Consider the following 25,321-nt stretch of genomic DNA (forward strand, 5'->3'; position numbering starts at 1 on the left):
CCGTTCCGTCACACGGCCACGTACGTCACCGGCTCGCTCCCCGGCACCGCCTCCGCGCGCCCCAGCTTCACCAGACGGCGCAGGTGCGACTCGGCTTCGGACACGGCGATGTTCCGCGATCCGTAGGGGATCTGCTCCCAGGGCCGGTTCCACTCCATCCGCTCGGCCAGCTGCCACGGCGTCAGCGGCGCGGCCAGCAGGGCGAGAAGGCCCGCCAGGCGGTCCTCGTGGTGCACCAGGAGCTCCTGTACGCGGCCTGCCGCGTCCGTGAACGCGTGCTGGTGGGCGGGGAGGACCTCGGCGACGCCGAGGCGGCCGATGCGCTCCAGGGAGTCGAGGTAGTCGCCCAGCGGATCGGTGGCCGTCGCGTCGTCCGGGTCCTCGTAGAGGCCGACGTGCGGGCTGATGCCGGGCAGCAGGTGATCGCCGGAGAAGAGGCGGCCGCGGCCGGGGAGTCGGGCGGGGTGGTCCTCCTCCAGGTGCAGACAGACATGGCCGGGGGTGTGGCCCGGCGTCCAGATCGCGCGCAGGGTGCGGCCCGCCAGGTCGAGGAGCTCCCCCGGCACGATCTCCCGGTCCGGCACCGCGGCCCGCAGCCCGGGCAGGGTACGCATCCGGCCGCCCTTCTCGCGGGCGGCCAGCAGCGGGGCGAGGTGCTCCTCGGGCGCCCCGGCCGCCGCCAGCTTCGTGGCCAGGTAGGCCAGCCAGGTGCCCGGCTCCGACGCGCGGGTGCGGCGGACGATCGCCGTGTCGGCGGCGTGCATCGCGATCCAGGCCCCGGACGCCTCGCGGACCTGACCGGAGAGGCCGTGGTGGTCGGGGTGGTGGTGGGTGATGACCACGCCGTGGACATCGGCGACGTCCACCCCGACGGTGGTGAGCCCCGCCGTGAGGGTGTCCCAGGCCTCGGGGTCGTCCCAGCCGGTGTCGATCAGGACCGGGCCCCGGTCCGTGTCCAGGAGATGCACCAGGGTGTGGCCCAGGGGGTTGTCCGGGATGGGGACCTCGATGCTGTGGACGCCCCCACCGTGGTTGATCACCTGCGTCATGAACGCCCCATCTCTCCGCGGCCTCGGCGGCGTGCGGGGTACGGCCACGACGCGCCCCGACCACTGTAACGAGAACTTGTTCCAGTGGTAGCCCCGGTCGACCATCACCGCGCCCGGGTCCAGGCGCGGGCTCGACGGGCCTTGCCCCATCCGTGGACTCCTGGAACTGGAACTGGTATCAGTTCTGACACAGAGTCAGGTGCCGGTTCAGTCAGTCGGACGGCCCACATGCCGCGTCGCGGGAGGCAGCAGCCATGAGCGAGCTTGTCGAACACGGAAAACTGTTCATCGGCGGGGAGTGGGCCGATCCGCTCGGACGGGACGTCATCGAGGTCGTCTCTCCGCACACCGAGCAGGTCATCGGCCGCGTCCCGCATGCCGCCGAGGGGGACGTGGACCGGGCCGTGGCCGCCGCCCGCGAGGCGTTCGACCACGGGCCGTGGCCACGGTTGCCGTTGGACGAGCGCATCGCCGTCGTCACCCGCATCAAGGACGCGTTCGCCGTGCGGTACGAGGAGATCGCCCGGGTCATCAGCTCGGAGAACGGAACCCCGTACACCTCCAGCGTCATGGTGCAGGCCCTCGCCGCGATGATGGTGTGGGACGCGGCCGTCACCGTCGCCCGCACCTTCCCGTACGAGGAACGCCGGGACGGGGCGCTCGGGCCGCTGCTCGTGCGGCGGGAGCCGGTCGGGGTGGTCGCCGCCGTCGTCCCCTGGAACGTGCCCCAGTTCACCGCCGCCGCCAAACTCGCGCCCGCGCTGCTCGCCGGATGCTCGGCCGTCCTCAAGGTGTCGCCCGAATCGCCGCTCGACGCGTACATCCTGGCCGAGATCGTCGCCGAGGCCGGGCTCCCCGAGGGCGTGCTGTCGATCCTGCCCGCCGACCGTGAGGTGAGCGAGTACCTCGTCGGGCATCCGGGCGTCGACAAGGTCTCGTTCACCGGATCCGTCGCCGCCGGCCGCCGCGTGATGGAGGTCGCTTCGCGGGGCCTCACCCGCGTCACCCTGGAACTCGGCGGGAAGTCCGCCGCCGTGATCCTCCCCGACGCCGACCTGGACGCGGCCGTCGCGGGAATCGTGCCCTTCGCCTGGATGATCAACGGCCAGGCCTGCGTGGCCCAGACCCGGATCCTCGTCCCCCGCTCCCGGTACGAGGAGACCGCCGAGGCCTTCGCCGCAGCCGCCGGAGCGCTGAAGATCGGCGACCCCCTCGACCCCGCCACCGAACTCGGCCCGCTCGTCGCGCAGCGCCAGCAGCAGCGCTCCCTCGACTACATCCGGATCGGCCAGGAGGAGGGTGCGAAGGTCCTGACCGGGGGCGGCCGTCCGGCGTCGCAGGACCGCGGCTGGTACGTGGAGCCGACGCTCTTCGGCGACGTCGACAACTCCATGCGCGTCGCCCGCGAGGAGATCTTCGGCCCGGTCATCTGCCTGCTGCCGTACAGCGACGAGGACGAGGCCGTGAAGATCGCCAACGACTCCGAGTACGGCCTCAGCGGCAGCGTCTGGACCGCCGACACCGAGCGCGGCATCGACATCGCCCGCCGGGTCAGGACCGGCACGTACAGCGTCAACACCTTCAGCCTCGACATGCTCGGCCCGTTCGGCGGCTACAAGAACTCCGGCCTGGGCCGGGAGTTCGGGCCCGAGGGATACGGGGAGTACTTCGAGCACAAGATGATCCACCTGCCCGCCGGGTACGGGGGCGAGGCCTGATGGGAGACCGCTGGAGCGTCGAAGTCGACCGGGGCGTCTGCATCGGATCGGGGATGTGCGTGAACCACGCGCCGGACGGCTTCCGGCTGGACTCCGCCCGCCAGTCCCACCCCGCCGGCCCGGAGACCGACGCCAACGAGCAGATCCTCGCCGCGGCCGAGGGCTGCCCGGTCGAGGCCATCACGCTCGCGCTGGCGGACACGGGAGAGGTGGTGTTCCCGCCGGAGGACTGAGGTGCGGGTGGCGGCTGCTAGGCCCTGCCGCACAGCTGGCCCTCGTCCCTGTCCAGGCTGATCACCGGATCACCGGCGTCCCTGTGGTCTCGTGCCCGCTCGTTGAGGTCGCGGAACCGGGCGCCCTCGTCGGGGAGGGGTGCTGAGCGGGTGTCGGCGGCGATGACGACCGGGTGTCACTCCGCTCCGCCGCCGGACCGTCAATGACCGGCTCGGCCGCCGGAGCGGGATGACAGGAGCAATTGCTGGAGTTCGGCGGTGCACATCATGTAGCCGTCGGGCGTCGGCAGGTGTTCGAGGTAGTGGTCGAGATCCGATGCCAGGGAGAAGACCCGTACCGGAGTGTCTGCGGCGCGGGCGGATTCCACGACACGGCGTACGCCGTCCAGGACGGCGGGGTGGCGGGTGCGATAGGAATCGGCGACCAAGTGGTTGCCCCGGTCCGCGGCGAGATAGAACTGCACCAGGTCCTTGAGGCCGACGAACAGTTCGCTGGCGCCGGCGGCGCACATCGCGGAGGTGGCGTGGACGGCCGAGGGCGTCTCGATGAAGGCCGACAGAGGGGTGTCGCCGGGTAACTCGAGATGGGTTCTGAGCTGTGTGAACTCCGTCTCGTCGCTGACGAACGGCACCGAGAGCCCCACCCGGCCCGCCTCGTCGCCGAGGTGTTTGCGCAGGGTCGCAAGCACGGCGTGCAGGGCCCCACGGTAGCCAACGGAACCGAGAAGCCAACGTGCGCCGTGCATGCCCATCTCCGGGTTCGGCTCGACTGCGACGGGGGCGGTCTCGGTGACCTCGGCCGCGTGGTCGGAGCGCAGGTCGAGCATGCGCAGGACGAGTCGCTGGCCGGGCAGAAGCGCCTCGACGAAGCCGCACAGGCGCTCCCCGATGGCCTGTCCGTAGGCGGTGATGGCGGTGGCGTCGCCTGCCATGGCGTCGAGCGGGCTCAGTCCCAGGGCGAGGCAGAGGAACTCCTCCCGGATGAAGAAGGACTCGACGCGGGCGGCGTTGGGCCCGCAGGAGTTGATGGTAGTGATGTCCTGCAGGTCCGCGATGACCGCACACGCCGAGCCGATGGCGTCCAGCTTGGGGTTGCCGGGCCCGGGTGGCGGGGTCGTCCGGGGCCCGACGACGATGGATGCGCTTTCCAGGTAGAGCGTCACCTCACCGACCAGGTCGGCGAGGTCCGCCTCCTCGACACGGATGACCGGTATCCCCCTGCCGCGGCACAGGGACTGCATGTGGCCGGTGAGCCCGCCGGAGCCGCACACCACAGCACGTGCGGCAACGATGGCGTCGTACAGCCCGGCTTCGAGGGAAGGGGTGATGAGGATGGTCCCCTCGCGCGGCCTCCGCGTTCGGTTGCAGGTGCCGCGAAGTACATTCTCGGTACCACCGGCCAGGAGAGATCCCAGGATCCGTCGCCCGTTCCCGTTCAACTAGCCCTCCGGATGTTCGGCGTTCTCCAACCCCAGTTGCCGACGCAGCTGCCGTGGTGTCACGGAGACGTCGTTGAGCCGTTCCACGGCGACCCGGTTGATGACCGCCCTCGTCAGGCGTTCGTCGCGGGGGACGCCCGCCGGAAGTGCGGGAAGGTCGCCCATGGAGCGAATGCAGGCGTTCAGGCGGGCTTCCAGTGCTTCCCTCCTCCTTCGTTCACGGGTGGCCAGCCTGCGCACTTCCAGTTCCACAGACTCCTCCAGCGCCTCCCGGACCGCTTCCTCCGGGTTGCTGACATAGCTCCGGAAATGGGGATGCCGTGCGGCGATGTCGTCGAAACCGTCCTGTCGCAGCTCAAGTTGTTCGACGACGTGTGCGGCGACGGAGACGGAGTGGTTCTTGATGGCCGCGAGGTTGAACGCGAAGGCGCCCGTCCGGCCGCGCCGGACGATCTCGTCCCCCTCTCTCGGTACGCCGACGGTGGAGATCGGCCCGGCCGGGTTACCGTCCGTGTCCAGCAGCGTTCCGCATTCGTCGACCTCCACTCCGCGTCCGGTGCGCTCGTGGGCGACCGCCATGCCCTTCTGGAGAAGGTTGCGCCAGAGAGGCTGCTCGACCTTGGCGTAGTCGAACTCCCTGCCGAAGTTGGACACCACGAGGTCGGCTTCGACGCTCTGCCGCTCGTGCTGCGTGGCGACGACGACCGTCAGCCGCCCGGACTCGGCAGGGGTGATCTCCTGTACCCGGCCGACGATCAGTTCCACCCGTGCGTCCTGGGGGCGCATCGCTTGCTCGATGATCGCCATCGTGTATTCCAGGGCCCCGACGCGCAGGGCCGCGATGCCGGTGGCGAACTCGTCCAGCAGACAGCGCAGGTCGTCGGTCGGGATGCGGTCGATGGCCTCCGGAATGTATGGCTCCCAGGCCTTGGCGACCCGTTCGGAGACGATCGCGGAGTCGATTTCGGGGTGCTGGTCCCTGACGGTCTCGCAGGCCGCCTGCCAAGCGGTCCTGACGCGGGCGAGGAATTCCTCGCGGTCGCGATAGGGCCACATCAGGGTGTCGGGGCGGGGCAGCCGCAGCACTCCGTGTTCGTGGGTGCCGGGGTAGGTGCGGAAAATCGTCCCGGACCCGGAAATCAGTTGAATGCGTCCCACGTGTCCGTTGCGCAGCAGGAGGCCCGCCGAGTCGTACGCGCTCAGCACTGATCCGACGATGGCCACGGATGCGTCGGGCGGGAGTTGAGCGAGTCTGCGGATGCCGGGGGCGGAGTACGGGTTGCGGACGAAGGAGGGGTGTCCGGCGACGCCGGCCGCGAAAGGCGGCTCCTTGAGTTCGAGGCCGGTGGCGAGAACGACGTGGTCCGCTTCGAGTAGCTGTGTGTCCGCGAGCGGGCCGGGGCGCAGGCCCTCAGTCACGTACGTGGTGAGACCCTTGACGGTCACCTCGAAGCCGCGGTCGCAGGGCTGCGTGTCGAGCGCCTCGCCGTCCGCTTCGACGAGGACGACCCCGGGGCAGGACTCCCGTGCGGCCTCGACCAGCCGGTCGTCGAGGTAGTCCTGGAAGATCCGGCGGGGGGCGGGCCCCTGCTCGGTGAACTTCCACGAGACCCAGCGCTGGGGCCAGTCCCGGCGGTCGGCCTCCTGGTTGGCCCAGTTGATGAAGTCGAGCACATCCTCGCGGAACACCGACATCCGGCCGGCCTGGATGTTGAAGACATGGTCCCAGGGATTGCCGTCACGGTGGTAGGCGACACCCGCCGAGCGGTAGTCGGCGCGCCGCTCCAGCAGGATGACCTCCAGTGGTCTTCTCGCGAAATGGAGCAGTCGTATCGCGGTCGCCGTGCCGGCCAGGCCCGCCCCTACGACGAGCACTCTGGGTCGCACACCCGTCTTGCCCATGAAGCCTCCCCGATGACCCGGGGGCGCCCGTCATGCGCTCCCCGCAGTTGTCTCCGCTGACCGCAAGTGTCTGACTGAGCATCAATCAACTGCCGTGAACCGGGAGTTGCGCCGCGCATCCACTGCCGGGACAGGATCGTGCACGATCGTGGCGCCGACGATACCCGAAGGCGACGGACGACGGCGCCTTTGTCGGTGACCCGCCCCGGAGGCCCGGACGGCTCACCGACGGGGCGCCCGCATGGCCGTCCGGAGCCTGTCCGGGGGCCATGCGGGCGAGGCGGTCAGCTGTCGATGTCAGGGGCGGCGGGCACGTCGATCTCGGTGCGGGCGTAGTGGTTGAAGTAGTTCGTGTAGAGGTTCACGGCCACGTGGACGAAGACCTCGGCCAGCTCGGTGTCCGTCCATCCCTGCGACACGGCGGCGTCCCATGCGGCGTCGGACGCCTCGCCCACCTCGCCGGCGATCTCCCGCGCGATCTGGACCAGGGCTTCGAGCTTCGCGTCGTCTCCGGGCGCTCCCCTGCGTATCGCCACGGTCTCCTCCAGCGTGAAGCCCGACGCCTTCGCCGACACCGTGTGCGCCGCCTGGCAGTACGCGCATGCGTCGACCGCGCCCACGGCGAGGGCGATCGCTTCACGTGTGCGGGCGTCGAAGGTTCCGTGCTCGGCGACGGCCCCGGTCATCGCGGCGTAGGTCTCCAGGACCACGGGGGAATGGGCCATTCCCCCGTGGATGTTGAGCACCCTCCCGAATCGCTTTTCCAGTCGGCGCAGAATCTCTCCGCCGGCTGCGGGTGCGGTGTCGGTGGTGTGGACGGGAATGCGCGGCATGGGAATGCCTCTCCTCGTAGTGGTTGGGAGCTCCTCGTCCTCGCAGTCTGCCCAAGCACCCGGCCCTGTGGCCTGTCTTCGTCGTGCCCCGGTCCCTTCTTGGCAGGTCGCCCGGCGGCCCGACACGGTGACGTTCGGGCCGGGCCGCCGGAGGGGCCGCGGTCGTGAACCGGGTCAGAGGCCGAGCGCCTCCTGGGCCAGGGCGGTGCCCCGTACACGTGCCTCGATCTTGGCGAAGGCCAGTTCGCGCGTGGTGGAGGCGTCGTCGGCGAACGGGGAGAAGCCGCAGTCGTCGCAGGTTCCCAGTTGCTCCACGGGGATGTAGCGGGCGGCGAGGAGGACCCGGTCGCGTACCTGCTCGGGGGTCTCGGCCGTGGGAGCGATCGGGTCGGTCACCCCGACGAAGACGCGGGCGGTCGGGGGCAGGTGGTCGCGCACGATGCTCAGGACCCGCTCCGGGTCCGCTTCACCGGCCAGCTCGAGATAGAAGTTGCCCGCCTTGAGCTGGAAGAGCTTGGGCAGCAGTTCGGCGTAGTCGATGTCGAGACTGTGCGTCGAGTCCAGGTCGCTGCCGGGGCAGGTGTGCACGCCGATACGGGTACGTTCCTCGGAGCTGAATCGCCCCAGAACCTCGTTGTTGAGGGCGATGAAGTCGTCGAGGACGCCCCCGCTGGGATCGAGCTTGAGAGAGAGCCGCCCTTCGGTGAAGTCGAGCTGGACCACGTGTGCCCCCGCGTCCAGGCAGCCGCGGATGTCGGCTTCGGCCTCGTCGGCGAGGTCGCGCAGGAACTCCTCGCGGGGGTAGCCCTCGATGGGCGTGGCGGGATAGAGCAGGCTGAGCGCGGAGGGGGCGACGACCGCCTGCTTCAGGGGGCGGTCCGTGAACTGCCGCGCGGCGCGCAGATAGGTATCGGCCCGCACCTGGTAGCGGAAAGGCCCTTGCGTGATGCAGGGGAGCTGTCGGGTGTGCCCGTCGGTGAAGTGGATGACGACGCCATCCGAGGAGAGGCTGTCGAGGCCGGCTACGGGGTAGGTGGCGAAGCTCGGCTTGGACTGCTCGCCATCCACGAGGACAGGGCTGTCGACCCGTTCCAGCTGGGCCAGGGTGTCCGCGACGGCCTGCTCCTGCTGTTTGGCCAGGTCCGTGTCGTCCAGCGTCCCCTGTGCGTGTGCGGTGAGGGCGTGCCTGAGAGCTGCGGAACGCGGAAGGCTGCCGATCGGCTCAGTGGCGATTGTCATGATCGGAAGAATAGGGAGAGTCCGGACTCCGCACCCCTGAAAGGCCCAAATTGCCGTTAGGGCCTCTCGTCTGGATTATGCCGGGTGCCCGACAGCAGATGGAGCCGCAGAGCCAGTTGCAGCTCCAGCGCCCGGTCCGGCTCGTTCCAGTCCCGGCCCAGCAACACCTGGATCCGGTCCAGTCGTTGCACCACCGTGTTCACGTGCACATGCAGCTCGTCCTTGGCCCGGATCAGGCTGCCGCCCGCGCCGAAGTACGCGCTCAGCGTCCGCACCAGATGGGTGCCGCGCTGCGCGTCGTACTCCAGCAGCGGTCCCAGTGTCGCCGTCACGAAACCGTCGACGTCCTGCGCGTTTCCCAGGACCACGCCCAGGAAACCGAGTTCGTCCACGCAGGCGCCCTCGCCCATGCGGCCCAGTACCCGCATCGCCCGCAGGCAGCGTGCCGCCTCGCCATAGGCCGCGGCCAGTTCGCGGGGGCCCCGGGCGGGGCCGGCGGCGGCCACGGTGACGGGGGACTGGGCCAGCTGGCCGAGCTGGGCCGCCGCCGAGCGGGCCGCGCGCCCCGCGTCCGTGTCGTCACCCTCGATCAACAGCACCACCGCGCCCGCGTGTTCGGCGCTCACCCCGTGGATGTCCCCGCCGAACAGATAGCGCAGCGCGGCCGGGGCCAGCCGCTCCCGGGCCCCCGTCTCCGCCACCAGCAGCAGATGCGGGCGGTCCAGGTCGATGCCCAGGCGGCGCCCGCGCTCGGCCAGCCCCGCCGGGTCGCGGCCCGTGTCCGTCAGCAGGTCGGCGATCAGCTCGCCGCGGATCCGGTTCTCCGTCTCGGCCACCGTGCGCCGCAGCAGCAGGAGCAGCCCGGTCACCACCGCCGACCGCTCGAACAGCCGGCGGTCGGAGTCGTCCAGCGGCCGGCCCCGGTGCAGGACCAGCCCGGCCAGCAGCTCCTGCCCGGCGAGCACCGCGCAGACCACCCGCCCGTCGCGGTGCACGGCACGCGCCCCCGCCCGGGACTCCTCGGCCGCCTCCGCCAGCCATCCCGCGTCCATGCTGTCGGCGGCGAAGCCCGTACCGTCCGGGCGGACCGCGGCCAGCGGGCGGCCGCCCGGGTCGTGAATGGTCAGCGGGGAGTCGAGCAGCCCGGCGACCGCCGCCGCGACGTCCTTGACGTCCCGGCCGCGCAGGACCAGGTCCGTCAGCCGGTCGTGGGACTCCTCGGCCCGCCGCATGGCCGCCGAGTGCGCCCGTACGGAGGCGTTGGCCTCGGCCAGCTCCGCGTTCGCCTCCGCGAGTTCGGCGAGGGCCGCGGTGGTGTCGGCGAGGGCGCGGGCCGTGTCGATGGCGATCGCGGCGTGGGCGGCCAGCGAGCACAGCAGGGCCACCTCGTCGGGGCTGAAGACACGGGGCGCCCGGTCGGCCGCGAACAGGACGCCGATCACCTTCCCCGTACCGCCGCGGCTGGATCCGAGCAGCAGCGGCACGCCCAGAATGGCGACCAGGCCCTCGTCCAGGACCCCGGCGTTGATGTTGCGGGTGTGGCGGAAGCGCTCGTCGGTGCGGTAGTCCGGAGTGGCGTACGGGCTCGCGGTCTGCGCCACGAGGCCGCCGAGACCCTCGCCGAGTTCCAGCCGCAGGCGCTGGAAGAGCAGCGACACCGACCCGTCGGTCACCCGCATGTAGGTGTCGCCCGCCTCCTCGTCCGGAAGCGTGAGGTAGGCCGTGTCCGTACCCAGCAGCATCCTGGCCCGCCGCACGATCGCCTTCAGCACGTCGTCCAGATCGCGCGAGGCCGCCAGGTCGCCCGCCGTGTCGAACAGCGCGGTCAGCTGGAGCTCGCGGCGCCGGTGCTGGCGCAGGGCGCCCCTGATCCGCAGCGCCGTCGCCGTGGCCCGCTCCACCTCGGCGAGCTCCTCGGCGGGCACGCCGTCCCCCCGCGCCTGCGAGGAGACCGCCCCCAGCGCCTCGGCGGGCGCGTCGTCGGCCAGCAGGTCGAACAGGCGCCGCAGGTGGGGCGCGGCGGAGGGGAGCGGCTCAGGCATGGGGCGTCCAGCGTTCGTAGGAGGGCGGTCGGTCAGTTGGCGGTCCAGCCGCCGTCCATGGAGAGCGAGGTGCCGGTGATATGCCCGGTGCGCGGCCCGCACAGCCACAGGACCGCCTCGGCGACGTCCGCCGGCTCGATCAGCCGCTTGATCGCGCTGCGCTCCAGCATCACCCGCCCCACCACGTCCGCCTCCGAGATGCCGTGGCTCCGGGCCTGGTCGGCGATCTGGTTCTCGACGAGGGGGGTGCGTACGTAGCCGGGGCTGACGCAGTTGCTCGTCACCCCGTGCCCCGCCGCTTCGAGCGCGACCACCTTGCTCAGCCCCTCCAGTGCGTGCTTGGCCGTGACATAGGCCGATTTGTAGGGACTCGCGCGCAGCCCGTGCACCGACGAGATGTTGACGACGCGTCCCCAGCCGCGTTCGTACATGCCCGGCAGGGTCCGGCGCAAGACGCGGAACGGGGTCTCCACCATGACGCGCTGGATCAGGGCGAACCGGTCCGGCGGGAACTCGTGCACCGGGGCGACGTGCTGGAGCCCCGCGTTGTTGACCACGACGTCCGCGTCGGCCGGCAGCGCGTCGACGACCTCCGGGTCGGACAGGTCCACCACCCAGGCCGTCCCGCCGATCTCCTCCGCCAGGCTCTTCGCGGCCTCGCCCGACCGGTCCACGACGTGCACATGCGCGCCCGCCGCGGCCAGCGCCAGCGCGCAGGCCCGCCCGATCCCGCTCGCCGCGCCGGTCACCAGCGCGGTGCGCCCGGCCAGGACGGGTACTGCGGGTGCCTGCGGGTTTCCGCCGCCGGGGGAGGGGGCGGTGGGCTCGTGATCCGGTCTGCGGGAAGTCTCCATGGCCGTCACCGTAGGTACGCGGCGGCCCGTGTCACACGGCCCCGGTGCACACACCCTTCCGGCCGGGCATGGTGCCGGCGTACATGGTGCCTGCCCCGGCCCGGGACCGCCGCTGCCGGTCAGGCCAGGACCAGCAGGTCCATCCAGCTGGTGGCGGGCTCGTGCGGAGACTCCGCCGCCGCGCCGCGCAGGCGGGCGAGCCCGTCGGCGTAGGCGTCGTCGGGCAGCGCGCGGAGTTTCGAGTCGGCGTCGCGGCGCAGGCGCTCGGCGTACAGGGCGAGGGTGGGCGCGGACCGCTGGGGCAGGGACCGCAGCAGGACCGTACGGCCGAAGCCGGCGGCGGCGAACGCGATGACGACCTCGTCCGTGGTGGGGTAGTCGTCGATGCCGCGCGCGGTCTCCGGGAAAAAGCGCACGCGCAGGTCGCGCTCGCAGCGCCCCGGGAACGCGTTGCGAATGAGCACCGGGGCGCCGGGCTTGAGGGCGCGGCGCAGCTCGCGGGCTGCCCCCTCCAGGTCGGACAGGTGGTGGATGACGGAACCCAGCCAGGCGGCATCCGCGCTCGCGTCGGGCACGGGCAGCGCCTCGGCCCGTCCGTCGAGCGCCTCGATCCCGTCGCCGGTGGCGATGAGCGCGCGCATCGCGGCGGCCGGTTCGACGGCCAGTACCCGTACGCCGAACCAGTCGCGGAAGGCCGTGGCGAAGCCGCCGGTGCCGGCGCCGACATCGAGGACGGTCATGCCGGGCCGCGGGCGCAGTACCTCCTCGACGGCCTCCCGCCAGGCCGTGAGCCCGTCGAGGGGGATCTCGCGGGCGGCCCGGTAGTCGGCGGCCGCCCGGGCGTCGTACGAGCTGCTCGTCATGAGGTTCTCCGTAAGTGGTGGTGCGGCATTCTCCCTCGCCTGACCCGCCCGCCCGACCCGCCCGCCGGATCTCCCCGGTGCGCGGCCCACGGACCGCGCAAGAGCCCCGCCGCACACAGCCCGCACCCGCCGGTGTCCGCCTGCCACATGGGCGTGACGAGGCGCTGCTCGTAGGTTCCGGCAGCAACCCGATCCCCCACGTACCGACCAGGAGGCAGCCCCCGTGCGCCCATCGATCCTGAGACGCCTCTTCCGCCGCGTCGCGTCCACCGCCGTCCTCGGCCTGCTCGCGGCGACGCTGAGCACCACCACCGCCGTGCAGCCGGCCGCCGCCGCTGCCGGCGGTCTCCAGCAGGTCACCGGCTTCGGCTCCAATCCCGGCAACCTGCAGATGTACGCGTACACGCCCGCCGGCCTCCCGGCGAACGCGCCCCTGGTGGTCGCCCTGCACGGCTGCACCCAGACGGCGAACGCGTACTACACCAACTCCGGCTGGCCGAAGTTCGCCGACGAGTGGGGCTTCGCCGTGGTCTTCCCGCAGACCACGTCGGCGAACAACTCCCTCTCCTGCTTCGGCTGGTTCGATCCGGCCGAGGACACCCGGGGCAGGGGCGAGGCCGCGTCCATCGTGCAGATGGTCGAGTACGCGAAGCAGAGTTACGGCTCCGACGGCCGCCGGGTGTACGTCACCGGGCTCTCCGCCGGCGGCGGCATGACCGCCGACCTGCTGGCCGCCTACCCGGACGTGTTCGCCGGCGGCTCCGTGGCCTCGGGGCTGCCCGCCCAGTGCGCGACGAGCCAGGCAGCCGCGTCGGGCTGCCAGACGGGCCCGCAGAAGCTCAGCCCCGCACAGTGGGGCGACAAGGTGCGCGCCGCCTACCCGGGGTACACCGGCCCCTGGCCCCGGGTGGCGATCTGGCAGGGCACCTCGGACTACACGGTGTACCCGGCGAACGCCACGGCCCTGCGCGACCAGTGGACGGACGTCTGGGGCATCGGCCAGACACCTGCCTCCACGGACACCCTGCCCGGGAACACCACCCGCAGCGTCTACAACGACGCCTCGGGCCGGCCGGCCGTGGAGACGTACTCCGTCTCCGGCATGGGCCACGGCCTGCCCGTGAACCCCGGGACGGGCGACCAGCAGTGCGGGACGACGGCCGCGTACTTCCTGAACGCCATCTGCTCGACGTACTACACGGGCGTCTTCTGGGGCCTGCACGGCGGGACCCCCGGCGGGGGCGGCGACCAGCTCCCGGCCCCCGCGGGCCTGACCGTCACCGGCACCACCGGCACCACCGCGTCCCTGTCCTGGAACGCGGTGCAGGGCGCGTCCTCGTACGGCGTCCACCGCAACGGCACGAAGATCGCCTCGCCCACCGCCACCACGTTCACGGACACCGGTCTCACCGCCGGGACCGCCTACCGCTACACCGTGACGGCGATCGACGCGGCGGGCAAGGCCGGCACCGCCTCGGCCCAGGTGACGGCGACCACCACCGGCGGCAGCACACCGGCCACGTGCTACTCCGCCACCAACTACGCGCACGTGACGGCGGGCAGGGCCCACACGTCCGGCGGATACGTGTACGCCAACGGCTCCAACCAGAACATGGGCCTGTACAACGTCTTCGTCACCCACACCCTGAAGGAGTCACCCGCGGGGTACTTCGTGATCGCGGACAGCGGCTGCACCACCGGCTGACAAGGAGGGGGCGGGTCCGGCCGGACCCGCCCCCTCATGCCTGTGCGAACGCCACCAGCCGGTCGGCGATCTCCTGTCCGCCCCGCTCGCCCGTGAGCACCGTGTAGTGGTTCACGTCCTTCACCGCCACCGGCTCCACCCGCGTCCCGGCCAGATCGGCCGCCGCCAGCCGGCTCTCGTCGTACAGTCCCTGCTCCTCGTCCATCAGACCGCGGGCCGCCCACAGCAGCGTCGCCTCGGCGGGCAGCTTCCGTACCGCCGTCAGGACCTCGTCGTCGAACAGGCCGACGCCGTCCGTGCGGACCGCCTCGATCCGGCACGTCGAGCGCAGGGACGGCTCCTCGCCCGTCAGGTCGCGCTGGATGTACGCGTCCACCTCGTCCGACCACGCGCCCGCGAACGCCGGATGGGCCTGCCAGAAGGCGCGGTAGGCGGCCCGGTCCGCGAACGTCATCGACAGGCGGTCCATCGCAGGACCGATCACCGCCGTCATCAGCTCGTCCGGGGTCAGATGCGTGGGCGCGGGGAAGCCGATGCCGCCGTCGACGAGCAGCAGCGGGCCGAAGCGGTCCGGGTAGCGCACCGCGGCCAGCGCCGCCACGAACGCGCCCATCGAATGGCCCGCCAGCACCACCCGGCCCGGGCCCAGCGCCTCGGTCAGCGCCGCCACGTCGTCCGTGTGCGCGGCGATGCCGTACGGGCCGGGGAGAGCCGAACTCCCCGCCCTCCCCCGCAGATCCGGGGCGATCAGCGTGACGCGTCCGGCCAGCAGCCGGGCCACCGTGCCCCAGGACAGCGCGTTCGCCGTGATGCCGTGCAGGGCCACCACCGTCGGCGCGTCCGGATCGGCGGCCGGCCAGCGCAGCGCGGCCAACGCGCCTCCGTCGACGGGGACTTCGATCTCCTCGTACGGAATCACTGGTCTCCGGTCTCCTTCCGGGACGGGACGGCCCTCAGCCGGGCGGGCAGCCGGGCCAGGCCGCCCGGCAGCAGATGTACCACGGCCACGAACAGCACGCCCAGCAGGAACAACGGCTGGGAGAGCGGCACGCGGAGCACCGCGGGCAGATCGGCGACCGCGCCCGAACCGGCCAGATCGCCGAGCCGGTGGTCCGCCCAGGTGTAGAGGATGCCGCCGGCCATCGGGCCCCAGCGGGTGCCCGAGCCGCCCAGCACCACCATCACCAGCAGCGACAGCGTGAAGTCGGAGGTGGTGGTCTGGGGCGTGGAACCGCCGGTCAGGAGCAGGTGCACGATCCCGCCGAGCGCCGCGAGCGCGCCCGCGACGACGAAGGCCGTCAGCTTGAATCCGTACGGTTTCAGCCCCAGCACCTCCACCCGGCGCTCGTTCTCCTTGACGCCCTCCCACACGCGCCCGGTGGGGGAGCGGACCGCCCACGTCACGACGGCCAGGGTGAGGACGAGGTAGGCGAGGGCGATCCAGTAGAGGTTCGCGGTGTGGTCGATGCCGACGAGCCAGGAGGGCAGCAGGTCCGCCGGTGCAGCCCGCCCCTCCTCGCCGCCGGTGACACCGCCGGGGTTGCGCGACACCAGGATCGAGCCCGCCTGGGCGAAGGCGAGGGTCACCATGGAGAAGCCGATCCCGGTGACGCGCAGGCTCACCGACCCCAGGACCAGGGCCAGCGCGGTCCCGAAGAGCAGACCGAGGGCCGCGGCGAGGGCGAAGGGCAGCCCCGCCTCCAGCAGGAACATGTTGGTGGCGTAACTGCCCGACGCGAAGTACAGGGCGTGGCCGAACGAGAGCAGTCCGGTGCGCCCGAGCAGCAGGTCGTACCCCGTGGCCAGTGCGCCGAACAGCAGGCAGGTCGCGAGAAGTTGGAGGCTGCCCGCGCTGCCGAGCGGCCCGTCCAGCACGCCCGGCACCGGCACGGCGCTGAACGGCGCGACCACCAGGAGCAGCAGGACGGCGGCCGGCCACCAGCGCAGCAGCCGGGGTGCGCGAGCCGCCCGCGTCGGGGCCGCGGGGCCCTCGGTACGGTCATATGTCTCGGTGGCGGTGCTCACGCGAGCCTCCCCGTCAGTCCGCGCGGGCGGATCAGCAGCAGCGCGGCGAGCAGGACGACGACCGCGAGGTCGCCGAGGCCCGCCGCGGTGTAGTAGTTGGCGAACTGCTGGACCAGGCCGATGACGACGGACGCCACGGCGGCGCCCGTCACCGAGCCCATGCCGCCGGTGACCACGACGACGAACGCGAAGATCAGCAGCGAGGTGCCCTGCCGGGGGTCGACCGAGCCGAAGTACAGCCCGCCCAGCGCCCCGCCGAGCGCCGCGGCGCATCCCCCGATCGCGAAGACGAGCGTGAACGCCTTGCGGACGTCGACGCCGAGCGCGGTGACCATCGCCCGGTCCTCGACGCCGGCCCGTACGACGAGGCCGTGCCGGGTCCGGCCCAGGAACAGCCGCAGCGCCACCAGGACGACGACGGCCGCCGCGATCAGGACGAGGCGGTTGACGGGGACCTGCGCGCCCAGCAGCCCGAAGGTGCCCGACAGGGCCTCGGGCCCGGGGAAGGTTCGGGCGTCCGAGCCCCAGATGCCCGCGAGCAGCGCCGGGATGGCGAGCCCCACCCCGACCGTGGCGAGCACCTGTTCCCGCGGCCGGGTGTAGAGCGGGCGGACGACGGCGAGTTCCAGGAGCACGGCGGCCGCGGTGCCCACCGCCGTACCGAACAGGACCGCGAGGACGAAGCCGGCCCCGCCGGGCCCCGCGCCGGGCAGGTTCCCGGACGCCGCCCACCAGGTGCCGTACGCACCGATGGAGAGCAGGGCCCCGTGCGCGAAGTTGAGGACGTCCATCAGGCCGAAGATCAGCGAGAGTCCGGACGCGATGAGGAAGTAGAGGGCTCCCAGACCGAGTCCGGTCAGGGTGAGCAGCACGAGGGTGGACATCAGGAATCCGCCTCCGCGGGGTGTGAGGTCAGCGGCCCGTGGCCCACGCCGAGCAGTCTGCGGGCCGCCTCCGCGTCGCCGAGCAGTTCGGCCGCCGGGCCCCGGTGGGCGGTGCGGCCGTCGGCCAGCACCACACAGTGCGCGGCGAGGCGCCGTACGACGGCGAGGTTCTGCTCCACGAGCAGTACGGGCACGGCCTCGGCGGCCCGCTCCAGCACCTGGGCGACCTCGGTGACCACCTTCGGGGCCAGGCCCTTGGTCGGTTCGTCCGCGATGATCAGCCGGTTGGCGTTGAGCAGGGTGCGGCCGATGGCGACCATCTGCTGCTGGCCGCCGGACAGCGTCCCGGCCAACTGCCGGGCCCGCTGCCTGAGTTCGGGGAAGAGCTCGTGGACGAGCGCGTACGCGGGCTCGCCCGCGCCGCGCCGCTCCGCCAGCCGCAGGTTCTCCGCCACGGTCAGCCCCGCGAAGACGCCGCGGTCCTCGGGGGCGTAGCCGATGCCGCGCCGGACCAGTGCGTGCGTCGGCAGTGTCACGGTCTCCTCGCCGTCGAGGCGGACGCTGCCCTCGCGCGGGACGAGGCCGAGGATGCCCCGTACGGTCGTGGTCTTCCCGGCCCCGTTGCGGCCGAGCAGCGCGGTGACGCCGTGGGCCGCGACGTCCAGGCCGACGCCGTGCAGGATGTGGCGGCCGCCGATCAGGACCCGCAAGTCCCGCACGGCGAGCAGGGGTTGCTCTGTCATCACAGCCCCTCCCCGAGGTAGGCCTGCTGCACGGTGGGGTCGGCGGTCACGGCCTCGGGCGTGTCGAGGGCGAGCAGCCGGCCGTGGTGCATCACGGCGAGCCGGTCCGCGAGGCCCAGCAGTACGTCCATGTGGTGCTCGACCATGAGGACGGTTCGGCCCTCCTCGCGGTGCAGGGTGCGGATCAGTTCGGTGAGCGCCGGGACCTCCTCGGCGCTCACCCCGGCCATCGGCTCGTCGAGCAGCATCAGCCGGGGCTCGCCCACCAGCAGTACGGCGAGCTCCAGCTTCCGCTTCTCGCCGTGCGACAGCTCGGCGGCCGTGGCCCGGGCGCGGTGGCCGAGACCGGTGCGCTCCAGGACGCCGGTCACCTCGGCGGCGAACGGGTCGGCGCGCCGCCAGAGGCGGTACGAGCCGCCCCGGGCGGCCTGCGCGGCCAGCCGTACGTGGTCGGCCACGCTCATCGCGGGCCAGAGGCTGGACGTCTGGAACGTCCGGCCGACGCCGCGCCGGGCCCGGACGTGCGCGGGCCGGTCCGTCAGGTCCGCCCCGTCCAGTTCGATGGTGCCCGCGGTCGGCAGCGTCAGCCCGCTGATCAGGTTGAACAGGGAGGTCTTACCGGCTCCGTTGGGCCCGATGAAGGCGAGGAACTCGCCCTCGCGCACGCTCAGCGTGATGTCCTCGACGATGGTCGCGCCGCCGACGCTCCAGCCGATGCCGTCCAGCCGGAGCACGGGGGCCGCGGCGCCCGCCGGAGCGGCTCCCGGACGCCCGAGGGTGTGGGGTGCGGTCACGGTTCAGCCCGCCGAGGGCTTCACGGGCGGCGCCACGGCGTCCCTCGCCTCGGTGCCCAGCAGCTCCGGCTTCAGGGCGGTGCCCTTGCCGGACAGCCGGGCCACGAACATGGGCTGGAGCAGCGCGTGGTCCTCGGCCCGGACCTGCTGCTCGCCCTTGGGCCCGTCGAAGGTCCAGCCCTCCAGGGCCCGCACCATCGCGGCCGGGTCGGTGGCGCTGCCCTCGGCGACGGCGTGCACGATCATCTGGGCCGCGGTGAAGCCGTCCGGGGTGAACAGATCGGGCGTGCCGCCCGCCTTCGTCACCGAGTCGAGCATCGCCTTCTCCACGGCGCTGCCGCCGCCCGCGCCCGGGAAGTAGTGCGCCAGGAACGACACCTTGGCCCCGGCCGCCCCGAACACCGGGTACGAGGCGGTGCCGGCGAGGCCGGTGACGACCTTGCCCGCGCCCAGCACGCCCTGCTGGTTCAGCGCGGTCCACAGGGCCGGGGCGGTGGACCCGGCCCAGGCGACGAAGACCAGGTCCGGCCCGCCTGCCTTGACCTGCCGGGCGAACGGCGTCAGGTCCGTCGCGCTGGGCGGCGCCAGCACGGAGCCCACCTGCGCGCCCTTCGCCCCGAGCACCGCCTTGACCGCGGCGACGTTGGCCTGGCCGAACGTGGAGTCCTGCGCGAGGACCGTGACCTTCTTGCCCTTCGCGTCGCCGAGCATCGTGCCCGCCGTCAGGATGTCCTGGTAGGACTGGCGGCCCGAGCGGAACGTGTAGTCGTTGATGCCGGTCACCGCGTCGGTGGCCGCCGGGCCGCTGACGTACAGCACCTTGTTCTGCGCGGCCAGCGGCGCCATCTGGAGGGCGACACCGGAGTCGGTGGTGCCGGCCAGCACCTTGTAGCCCTTGCCGATCAGGCTCTTCGCGGCGGAGACCGCCTTGCCCGGGTCGCCCGCGTCGTCCTGTTCGGTGACCTCGATGCGGTGGCCGGCGACCTTGCCGGTGCCCTTCGTCGCGTAGTCCAGGCCGGCCATGAAGCCGTCGCGGTACTGCTTGCCGTAGTCCGCGAGCAGCCCGGTCCGGGAGTAGACCAGGCCGACCTTCACGGCCGAGTCGTCGGCGGACTCGCCGGACCCGCCGGACCCGGAGCCGCCCGCCGTGCCGGCGGCGGTGCAGCCGGTCAGCAGCAGACCGGCGGCGGCCAGGACGGCGACGGTACGGAGGCCGGTGAGGGATCCGCGGGCCCTGCCGGCTGTGCTGGATCTACTGGTTCTACTGGTTCTACTGGTTCTACGACGCATGGCGACCGGCTCCTCGGCGTGTTCCTGTGATGTCGCCGAACCGTATGAAGACCGTGCCGTCGTCGATATGGTGCAGGGCGCCCCACCTGACCGGGGGCTCATGTGGGCGCCGTACATGGGCAGATGCCGGGAGTCGCGGCGCTCGGCCGGAACGGTCCTGCGCGGCCCGCGCGCCTCAGCCGGCCGGTTCCTCCGCCGTCAGGTCGATCAGCCGGCAGACCGTCTCGATGTCTATCTTCACCTGTGCGATCGACGCCCGCCCCGAGAGCCAGGTGATCAGCGCCGAGTGCCAGGTGTGCTCGATGACCCGGACCGCCGAGAGCTGCTCGGGAGTCGGGCGGTCCAGCTCCATCGCGTCCAGGATGATCGCCGTCGTGAGCCGCGAGACCGTGTCCACCTCGGGGCTCACGCTGCGGTCCGCGAAGGTCAGCGCGCGCACCATCGCGTCCGCCAGGTGCGGTTCGCGCTGCATCGCGCGGAACGCCCGCATCAGGGTGTCGGCGACCCGCTCGGCCGCGCTCGTCCCGGCCGGCGGCCGTTTGCGGAGGGTCCCGTGCATGTGCTGGAGCTGGTCCTGCATGGTGGCGACCAGCAGATGGATCTTGGACGGGAAGTAGCGGTACAGGGTGCCCAGGGCCACCCCGGCGGCCTCAGCCACCTCACGCATCTGGACGGCCTCGAAACCGCCCCTGCTGGCGAGCTGCGCGCTGGCGTGCAGGATGCGGCGGCGACGGGCCTCCTGGCGTTCCGTCAGGGGCGGCGATGCCGGTCCGGCTTCCGCTGTCATGTGTCCCCATCCCCAGGCTTCTGGCCGCGACCGCGAGCTGCGGCGGCCGGTCCGGCGGCGCACAGCATGCCAGGGTGTGTGTCGTGGCGCGAATCACCTGATCCGGCCGTTGCGCGGTTGCTACCTGCCGGTAGATTCGTAGCTCGTTGAACGATGTGGTCCGAGATCGACGCCGCCCTCCAAGTGCCGGTCGACCTGTAACTTGTTCTAGATTAGCGTGAGCGGTTACGCTCCGGCGAACACGCAGTGAGAAGGGGGCCGAGTGTGACCGCTGAGGCCATAGATTCGGGCCCCCGTGCGGGCGTCGGCACGTCGGACACGGGCACCGTCCCCCTTGATGACCGGCCCCTGCGCATCGCGCTCCTCACGTACAAGGGCAACCCCTTCTGCGGCGGCCAGGGCGTCTACGTACGCCACCTCGCCCGGGAGCTCGCCCGCCTCGGCCACAGCGTCGAGGTGATCGGCGCCCAGCCCTATCCCGTGCTCGACGAGGGCGTCCCGCTCACCGAGCTGCCGAGCCTGGACCTCTACCGGCAGCCCGACCCGTTCCGCACCCCGAAGGCGGGCGAGTTCCGGGACTGGATCGACGCCGCCGAGGTCGCCACCATGTGGACCGGCGGCTTCCCCGAACCGCTCACCTTCAGTCTGCGTGCCCGCCGCCATCTCGCGGCCAGGCGCGGCGAGTTCGACGTCATCCACGACAACCAGACCCTCGGCTACGGGCTCCTGGGCGACCTCGGGGCCCCGCTCGTCACCACGATCCACCACCCCATCACCGTCGACCGGGAGCTCGACCTGGCCGCCGCCCCGACCCGGCGCCGGCGCGCCTCCGTACGCCGCTGGTACGCGTTCACCCGGATGCAGAAGCGGGTCGCGCGCAAGCTGCCGTCCGTGCTCACCGTCTCCGGCTCCTCCCGGCAGGAGATCGTCGACCACCTGGGCGTGCGCCCGGACCGCGTCCGCGTCGTGCACATCGGCGCCGACACCGACCTGTGGTCGCCCGACCCCGCCGTCGCCGAGGTGCCCGGCCGCATCGTGACCACCTCCAGCGCCGACGTCCCGCTCAAGGGCCTCGTCCATCTCGTCGACGCGCTGGCCAAGCTCCGTACGGAGAACCCTGCCGCGCACCTCGTGGTCGTCGGCCGCCGCGCCGAGGACGGACCGGTCGCCCGGGCCATCGAACGGCACGGGCTCGCGGACGCCGTCGAGTTCGTCAAGGGCATCAGCGACACCGAACTCGTCGACCTGGTGCGCAGCGCCCAGATCGCCTGCGTCCCCTCGCTGTACGAGGGCTTCTCGCTGCCCGCAGCCGAGGCCATGGCCACCGGGACCCCGCTCGTCGCCACCACCGGCGGCGCGATCCCCGAGGTCGCGGGACCCGACGGTGAGACCTGTCTGGCCGTCCCGCCCGCCGACGCAGGGGCCCTGGCCGACGCGCTCGGCCGGCTGCTCGGCGACCCGGAGCTGCGCGCGCGGCTCGGGGCCGCGGGACGCGAACGGGTCCTCGCCCGGTTCACCTGGAAGCAGGCGGCGATCGGCACGGCCGCGCTCTACCGGGAGGCGATCGCGGCCCGCGCCGCCACCGGCCCCGGCGGCCGACGGTGACACCGCCCCTCACCCGCACCCTCCCCCTCCGACCCCTCGACCGCGAAAGCAGGCCTTCGTGCTGACCGTGGACTTCACCCGCTTCCCGCTCGCCGCAGGCGACCGAGTGCTCGACCTGGGCTGCGGCGCCGGACGCCACGCCTTCGAGTGCTACCGGCGCGGCGCCCAGGTCGTGGCACTCGACCAGAACGGCGAGGAGATCCGCGAGGTCGCGAAGTGGTTCGCCGCGATGAAGGAGGCCGGGGAGGCGCCCGAGGGCGCCACCGCCACCGCGATGGAGGGCGACGCGCTCAACCTGCCGTTCCCCGACGCGTCCTTCGACGTCGTGATCATCTCCGAGGTCATGGAGCACATCCCGGACGACAAGGGCGTGCTCGCCGAGATGGTCCGGGTCCTGAAGCCCGGCGGCCGCATCGCGATCACCGTGCCGCGCTACGGCCCCGAGAAGGTCTGCTGGACGCTCTCCGACGCGTACCACGAGGTCGAGGGCGGCCACATCCGCATCTACAAGGCCGACGAACTGCTGGGCAAGATCCGCGGCGCCGGCCTCAAGCCGTACGGCACGCACCACGCGCACGCGCTGCACTCCCCGTACTGGTGGCTGAAGTGCGCGTTCGGCGTCGACAACGACAAGGCGCTGCCGGTGCGGGCGTACCACAAGCTGCTCGTCTGGGACATCATGAAGAAGCCGATGGCCACCCGGGTCGCCGAACAGCTGCTCAACCCCGTCGTCGGCAAGAGCTTCGTGGCGTACGCGACCAAGCCGCACCTGCCCGCCACCGTGACCGCCGAGGCCCCCGTGCGCGCCCGCGACTCCGCGAAGGCCGAGGCGTGAGTCTTCCCGAGCGGACCGAACACCTCGTCCTGCCCGGAGTCCTCACCGCCGAGGAGGCCGCGGAGACCGTCGCCGCCCTCCTCGCCGTGCAGTGCGACGACGGAGCGATCCCGTGGTTCCGCGGCCACCACCTGGACCCGTGGGACCACACCGAGGCCGCCATGGCCCTGGACGCGGCCGGTGAGCACGCCGCCGCGGAACGCGCGTACGAGTGGCTCGCCCGCCACCAGAACGAGGACGGCTCCTGGTACGCCGCCTACCACGACGGCGACCCGCAGCGGCCGACCGACCGGGGCCTGGAGACCAACTTCTGCGCGTACGTGGCCGTCGGCGTCTGGCACCACTACCTCGCCACCGGCGACGACGCGTTCGTCGACCGGATGTGGCCGACGGTCTTCGCCGCCGTCGAGTTCGTCCTGCGGCTCCAGCAGCCCGGCGGGCAGATCGGATGGAAGCGGGAGGCCGACGGCACCCCGGTGACGGACGCGCTGCTGACCGGCTCCTCCTCCATCCACCAGGCCCTGCGCTGCGCGCTCGCCATCGCCGAGCGCCGCGAGGAGCCGCAGCCCGACTGGGAGTTGGCGACCGGGGCGCTGGGCCACGCGATCCGCAGCCACCCGGAGCGCTTCCTCGACAAGAGCCACTACTCGATGGACTGGTACTACCCGGTCCTCGGCGGTGCGATCGAGGGACCGGCGGCCCAGCAGCGGATCGACGAGGGCTGGGCCCGCTTCGTCGTTCCCGGTCTCGGCGTGCGCTGTGTGCTGCCCAACCCCTGGGTGACCGGCGGCGAGAGCTGCGAACTCGCCCTGGCGCTCTGGATGATGGGCGAGTCCGACCGGGCCCTGGAGATCCTCCAGTCCATCCAGCATCTGCGGGCCGAGGGCGGGATGTACTGGACGGGGTACGTCTTCGAGGGCAACCGGGCGTTCTGGCCGGAGGAGCACACGGCGTGGACCGCCGGATCGCTCCTGCTGGCGGTGGCCGCGCTCGGCGGGGACGAGGCGACCACCGCGGTCTTCAGCGGGGAACGGCTGCCGAAGGGACTGGAACCGGACTGCTGCGGCTGAGCCCGTTCGGGTTCTACGGTGTGCTCAGTGCCGGATGCGGCCGGCCACCGCGTGACCGACGAACAGGTACACGACGGCGGCGAGGCCGTATCCGGCGACGACCCTGGCCCACGCCTCGTCGAACGTGAACAGGTCGTACGACCAGCCGGCCAGCCACCTGGCGGTGTGCCGGACGAACTCGACCAGGTCGTTGCCCCGGTTGGCGTCGAGCAGGTACATCAGAATCCACAGGCCGATGATGAAGGCCATGACGTCCGCCACCACGGCTATGACGCGTGCAGCGGTGCTGCTTCCCTTGCCTCTGCTGTAGGACATGGATTCCGGATTGCCGTTTTCGGCCCGGTGAAACCCGGACGGCGGTCCCGGGGTGGCGGGGCCGGGCCGCCGCGGCCAGCCTGACGGGGGAGTGCCGGGCCCCGGCACCCGCCGTGATGTCCCCGGTCAGGGAGGCCCGCCGTGCCCCGTTCCGTACCGCTCCGCCGACTCCTCGTCGCGCTGCTGCTGACCTGCTCCGTGCTGGTGGGCACCACCGCGTGCGGGGGCGACGACGACAACAGCAGTGCGAGCAGTTCGGCATCGCCCACCGGCACGTCGTCGGCCGAGGCGCAGAAGTTCGCCAAGACGCGGTTCGTCGCCAACGCGGGCCTGGCGGCGGGCGCGACGTACCAATGGATCGTCAAGCCGTACCGCGCGGGGAAGTTCAAGAAGGGCGCGGACGGGCGGACCTTCGCGCTCGTCAAGGCCGGGCTCGCCGGCGGCTTCGCCTACAACCGGCTCAAGGCCGCGACCGTCAACGCCAAGGGCGACCCGCTGCTGTCGAAGGCCGTCGCCCCGCTGACCGCGGGCATCGAGTCCCTCAAGGGCATGGCCACCAAGCTCCGCAAGGGCGAGGCGGGCGAAGGGGACGTCGGCGCGTTCGAGAACGTCATCAACAGCATCAAGGACGCCGGCAAGAGCGCGGGCGCCGAGGTGAAGGAAAAGGTGCCGTCCACCTCACAGCTCGGCGGATGACCGCATGTGAGAAGGGATGTGGCCGCATGGGGGTGCGGGCACCCCGCCGTGCTCGACGCCTGGCCGGCCGACGGGGCGGCCGGGACCGCGGCGATTGCCCGTCGGCGCCCACGCCCAGGCCGAGGGCGACCCGGAGGCCGCGGAGCTGCGCGGCGGAGGCCGCTCCCTCCACCTGCACGCCACCGACGTACCGGACGCCGAGTGGCTCATCGAGTTCTGCGAGGACGGCTTCACCTGGCGCCGCGCGCACGGGAAGGCGACCGTGGCGCCGCGCGGCCCGCTCACGGACCTGATGCCGGTCTTCAACCGCCGCCTGGGCCCCGGACAGCGACCGCGTCGAGGTACTGGGCGACGCGAAGCTCCTGGACTTCTGGCTGGACCGGTCCTCCTTCGGCTGACC

At 72.3% G+C, this 25,321-nt stretch carries 23 protein-coding genes and 1 pseudogene; 8 read left to right on the forward strand and 16 right to left on the reverse strand.

All coding sequences use genetic code 11. The annotated features are described in order from the left end of the window. Positions 1–8 precede the first annotated feature (8 nt). A complete protein-coding gene (locus tag ABTX18_RS06760; RefSeq protein WP_352121650.1) occupies positions 9–1,049 on the reverse strand; it encodes a Strvi_7410 family MBL fold metallo-hydrolase in 1,041 nt (346 codons plus the stop codon). Positions 1,050–1,303: 254 nt separating this feature from the next. Between ABTX18_RS06760 and ABTX18_RS06765 the strand changes: the two genes are divergently transcribed. Both ABTX18_RS06765 and ABTX18_RS06770 read left to right on the forward strand, forming a co-directional pair. Continuing rightward, a complete protein-coding gene (locus ABTX18_RS06765) occupies positions 1,304–2,767 on the forward strand; it encodes an aldehyde dehydrogenase (protein WP_352121651.1) in 1,464 nt (487 codons plus the stop codon). Continuing rightward, positions 2,767–3,000, forward strand: coding sequence for a ferredoxin (locus ABTX18_RS06770; protein ID WP_352121652.1), 234 nt, complete (start codon positions 2,767–2,769; stop codon positions 2,998–3,000). Before ABTX18_RS06765 ends, ABTX18_RS06770 begins: the two co-directional genes overlap by 1 nt. Before the next feature lie 200 nt (positions 3,001–3,200). On the opposite strand, the gene ABTX18_RS06775 is transcribed toward ABTX18_RS06770, so the two are convergent. From ABTX18_RS06775 to ABTX18_RS06805, 7 genes are all read right to left on the reverse strand, one after another. Next, complete coding sequence (locus tag ABTX18_RS06775; RefSeq protein WP_352121653.1) at positions 3,201–4,439, reverse strand: putative PEP-binding protein; 1,239 nt, start codon at positions 4,437–4,439, stop codon at positions 3,201–3,203. After that, positions 4,440–6,341, reverse strand: coding sequence for an FAD/NAD(P)-binding protein (locus ABTX18_RS06780; protein WP_352121654.1), 1,902 nt, complete (start codon positions 6,339–6,341; stop codon positions 4,440–4,442). It lies immediately after the preceding gene. Positions 6,342–6,625: 284 nt separating this feature from the next. Further along, positions 6,626–7,174 carry a carboxymuconolactone decarboxylase family protein gene (locus ABTX18_RS06785; protein WP_352121655.1) on the reverse strand — a complete coding sequence of 183 codons (549 nt, stop codon included), beginning with the start codon at positions 7,172–7,174 and terminating at the stop codon, positions 6,626–6,628. 174 nt (positions 7,175–7,348) lie between these two features. Then, the gene (locus ABTX18_RS06790; RefSeq protein ID WP_352121656.1) at positions 7,349–8,413 is read right to left on the reverse strand and encodes a cobalamin-independent methionine synthase II family protein; all 1,065 of its coding nucleotides are present in this window, start codon (positions 8,411–8,413) and stop codon (positions 7,349–7,351) included. 56 nt (positions 8,414–8,469) lie between these two features. Beyond that, positions 8,470–10,455: a helix-turn-helix domain-containing protein gene (locus ABTX18_RS06795; RefSeq protein WP_352121657.1), complete on the reverse strand. Its 1,986-nt coding sequence runs from the start codon at positions 10,453–10,455 to the stop codon at positions 8,470–8,472. Between the two features lie 32 nt (positions 10,456–10,487). Beyond that, a complete protein-coding gene (locus ABTX18_RS06800; RefSeq protein WP_352121658.1) occupies positions 10,488–11,309 on the reverse strand; it encodes a 3-hydroxybutyrate dehydrogenase in 822 nt (273 codons plus the stop codon). A gap of 119 nt (positions 11,310–11,428) precedes the next feature. After that, complete coding sequence (locus ABTX18_RS06805; protein WP_352121659.1) at positions 11,429–12,172, reverse strand: class I SAM-dependent methyltransferase; 744 nt, start codon at positions 12,170–12,172, stop codon at positions 11,429–11,431. A gap of 223 nt (positions 12,173–12,395) precedes the next feature. Between ABTX18_RS06805 and ABTX18_RS06810 the strand changes: the two genes are divergently transcribed. Beyond that, on the forward strand, positions 12,396–13,877 hold the full coding sequence (locus ABTX18_RS06810) for an extracellular catalytic domain type 1 short-chain-length polyhydroxyalkanoate depolymerase (protein ID WP_352121660.1): 1,482 nt from the start codon (positions 12,396–12,398) through the stop codon (positions 13,875–13,877). A gap of 34 nt (positions 13,878–13,911) precedes the next feature. Here ABTX18_RS06810 and ABTX18_RS06815 read toward each other — a convergent pair whose 3' ends face one another. From ABTX18_RS06815 to ABTX18_RS06845, 7 genes are all read right to left on the reverse strand, one after another. Then, entirely contained in the window at positions 13,912–14,796 is an 885-nt protein-coding gene (locus tag ABTX18_RS06815) for an alpha/beta fold hydrolase (RefSeq protein ID WP_352121661.1), read from the reverse strand. Continuing rightward, the gene (locus tag ABTX18_RS06820; RefSeq protein WP_352121662.1) at positions 14,793–15,902 is read right to left on the reverse strand and encodes a branched-chain amino acid ABC transporter permease; all 1,110 of its coding nucleotides are present in this window, start codon (positions 15,900–15,902) and stop codon (positions 14,793–14,795) included. The genes ABTX18_RS06815 and ABTX18_RS06820 overlap by 4 nt, the downstream gene beginning before the upstream one ends. Further along, complete coding sequence (locus tag ABTX18_RS06825) at positions 15,899–16,786, reverse strand: branched-chain amino acid ABC transporter permease (RefSeq protein ID WP_352121663.1); 888 nt, start codon at positions 16,784–16,786, stop codon at positions 15,899–15,901. Before ABTX18_RS06825 ends, ABTX18_RS06820 begins: the two co-directional genes overlap by 4 nt. Further along, positions 16,786–17,529: an ABC transporter ATP-binding protein gene (locus tag ABTX18_RS06830; RefSeq protein ID WP_352121664.1), complete on the reverse strand. Its 744-nt coding sequence runs from the start codon at positions 17,527–17,529 to the stop codon at positions 16,786–16,788. The genes ABTX18_RS06825 and ABTX18_RS06830 overlap by 1 nt, the downstream gene beginning before the upstream one ends. Further along, positions 17,529–18,323 (reverse strand): ABC transporter ATP-binding protein, encoded by a 795-nt coding sequence (locus ABTX18_RS06835; RefSeq protein ID WP_352121665.1) that lies wholly within the window; start codon positions 18,321–18,323, stop codon positions 17,529–17,531. The genes ABTX18_RS06830 and ABTX18_RS06835 overlap by 1 nt, the downstream gene beginning before the upstream one ends. A gap of 3 nt (positions 18,324–18,326) precedes the next feature. After that, positions 18,327–19,613 carry a substrate-binding domain-containing protein gene (locus tag ABTX18_RS06840; protein ID WP_352121666.1) on the reverse strand — a complete coding sequence of 429 codons (1,287 nt, stop codon included), beginning with the start codon at positions 19,611–19,613 and terminating at the stop codon, positions 18,327–18,329. A gap of 175 nt (positions 19,614–19,788) precedes the next feature. Further along, complete coding sequence (locus ABTX18_RS06845; RefSeq protein ID WP_352121667.1) at positions 19,789–20,400, reverse strand: TetR family transcriptional regulator; 612 nt, start codon at positions 20,398–20,400, stop codon at positions 19,789–19,791. Positions 20,401–20,664: 264 nt separating this feature from the next. Between ABTX18_RS06845 and ABTX18_RS06850 the strand changes: the two genes are divergently transcribed. Genes ABTX18_RS06850 through ABTX18_RS06860 form a run of 3 tightly spaced genes read left to right on the forward strand, consistent with a single transcriptional unit; the run spans position 20,665 to position 23,910 of the window. Then, positions 20,665–22,005 (forward strand): glycosyltransferase family 4 protein, encoded by a 1,341-nt coding sequence (locus tag ABTX18_RS06850; RefSeq protein ID WP_352121668.1) that lies wholly within the window; start codon positions 20,665–20,667, stop codon positions 22,003–22,005. Positions 22,006–22,063: 58 nt separating this feature from the next. Continuing rightward, a complete protein-coding gene (locus ABTX18_RS06855; RefSeq protein WP_352121669.1) occupies positions 22,064–22,840 on the forward strand; it encodes a class I SAM-dependent methyltransferase in 777 nt (258 codons plus the stop codon). Then, positions 22,837–23,910, forward strand: coding sequence for a prenyltransferase/squalene oxidase repeat-containing protein (locus ABTX18_RS06860; protein WP_352121670.1), 1,074 nt, complete (start codon positions 22,837–22,839; stop codon positions 23,908–23,910). Before ABTX18_RS06855 ends, ABTX18_RS06860 begins: the two co-directional genes overlap by 4 nt. Positions 23,911–23,934: 24 nt before the next feature. On the opposite strand, the gene ABTX18_RS06865 is transcribed toward ABTX18_RS06860, so the two are convergent. Beyond that, entirely contained in the window at positions 23,935–24,225 is a 291-nt protein-coding gene (locus ABTX18_RS06865; RefSeq protein WP_352121671.1) for a hypothetical protein, read from the reverse strand. Between the two features lie 141 nt (positions 24,226–24,366). Between ABTX18_RS06865 and ABTX18_RS06870 the strand changes: the two genes are divergently transcribed. Together ABTX18_RS06870 and ABTX18_RS06875 are read left to right on the forward strand one after the other, a co-directional pair. After that, a complete protein-coding gene (locus ABTX18_RS06870; protein ID WP_352121672.1) occupies positions 24,367–24,921 on the forward strand; it encodes a hypothetical protein in 555 nt (184 codons plus the stop codon). A 115-nt stretch (positions 24,922–25,036) separates the two neighbouring features. Further along, a pseudogene (locus ABTX18_RS06875) lies at positions 25,037–25,319 on the forward strand (hypothetical protein); the annotation flags it as partial. Positions 25,320–25,321: the final 2 nt, after the last annotated feature.

Origin of the sequence: Streptomyces sp. NPDC096323, from assembly GCF_040302845.1 — a bacterium.
Taxonomy (GTDB): Bacteria; Actinomycetota; Actinomycetes; order Streptomycetales; family Streptomycetaceae; genus Streptomyces.

Coding starts and splice junctions, on each gene's coding strand:
- ABTX18_RS06760 (WP_352121650.1), bottom strand. CDS start 1,049: ATGACGCAGGTGATCAACCACGGTGGGGGCGTCCACAGCATCGAGGTC.
- ABTX18_RS06765 (WP_352121651.1), top strand. CDS start 1,304: ATGAGCGAGCTTGTCGAACACGGAAAACTGTTCATCGGCGGGGAGTGG.
- ABTX18_RS06770 (WP_352121652.1), top strand. CDS start 2,767: ATGGGAGACCGCTGGAGCGTCGAAGTCGACCGGGGCGTCTGCATCGGA.
- ABTX18_RS06780 (WP_352121654.1), bottom strand. CDS start 6,341: ATGGGCAAGACGGGTGTGCGACCCAGAGTGCTCGTCGTAGGGGCGGGC.
- ABTX18_RS06785 (WP_352121655.1), bottom strand. CDS start 7,174: ATGCCGCGCATTCCCGTCCACACCACCGACACCGCACCCGCAGCCGGC.
- ABTX18_RS06790 (WP_352121656.1), bottom strand. CDS start 8,413: ATGACAATCGCCACTGAGCCGATCGGCAGCCTTCCGCGTTCCGCAGCT.
- ABTX18_RS06795 (WP_352121657.1), bottom strand. CDS start 10,455: ATGCCTGAGCCGCTCCCCTCCGCCGCGCCCCACCTGCGGCGCCTGTTC.
- ABTX18_RS06800 (WP_352121658.1), bottom strand. CDS start 11,309: ATGGAGACTTCCCGCAGACCGGATCACGAGCCCACCGCCCCCTCCCCC.
- ABTX18_RS06805 (WP_352121659.1), bottom strand. CDS start 12,172: ATGACGAGCAGCTCGTACGACGCCCGGGCGGCCGCCGACTACCGGGCC.
- ABTX18_RS06825 (WP_352121663.1), bottom strand. CDS start 16,786: ATGTCCACCCTCGTGCTGCTCACCCTGACCGGACTCGGTCTGGGAGCC.
- ABTX18_RS06830 (WP_352121664.1), bottom strand. CDS start 17,529: ATGACAGAGCAACCCCTGCTCGCCGTGCGGGACTTGCGGGTCCTGATC.
- ABTX18_RS06840 (WP_352121666.1), bottom strand. CDS start 19,613: ATGCGTCGTAGAACCAGTAGAACCAGTAGAACCAGTAGATCCAGCACA.
- ABTX18_RS06845 (WP_352121667.1), bottom strand. CDS start 20,400: ATGACAGCGGAAGCCGGACCGGCATCGCCGCCCCTGACGGAACGCCAG.
- ABTX18_RS06865 (WP_352121671.1), bottom strand. CDS start 24,225: ATGTCCTACAGCAGAGGCAAGGGAAGCAGCACCGCTGCACGCGTCATA.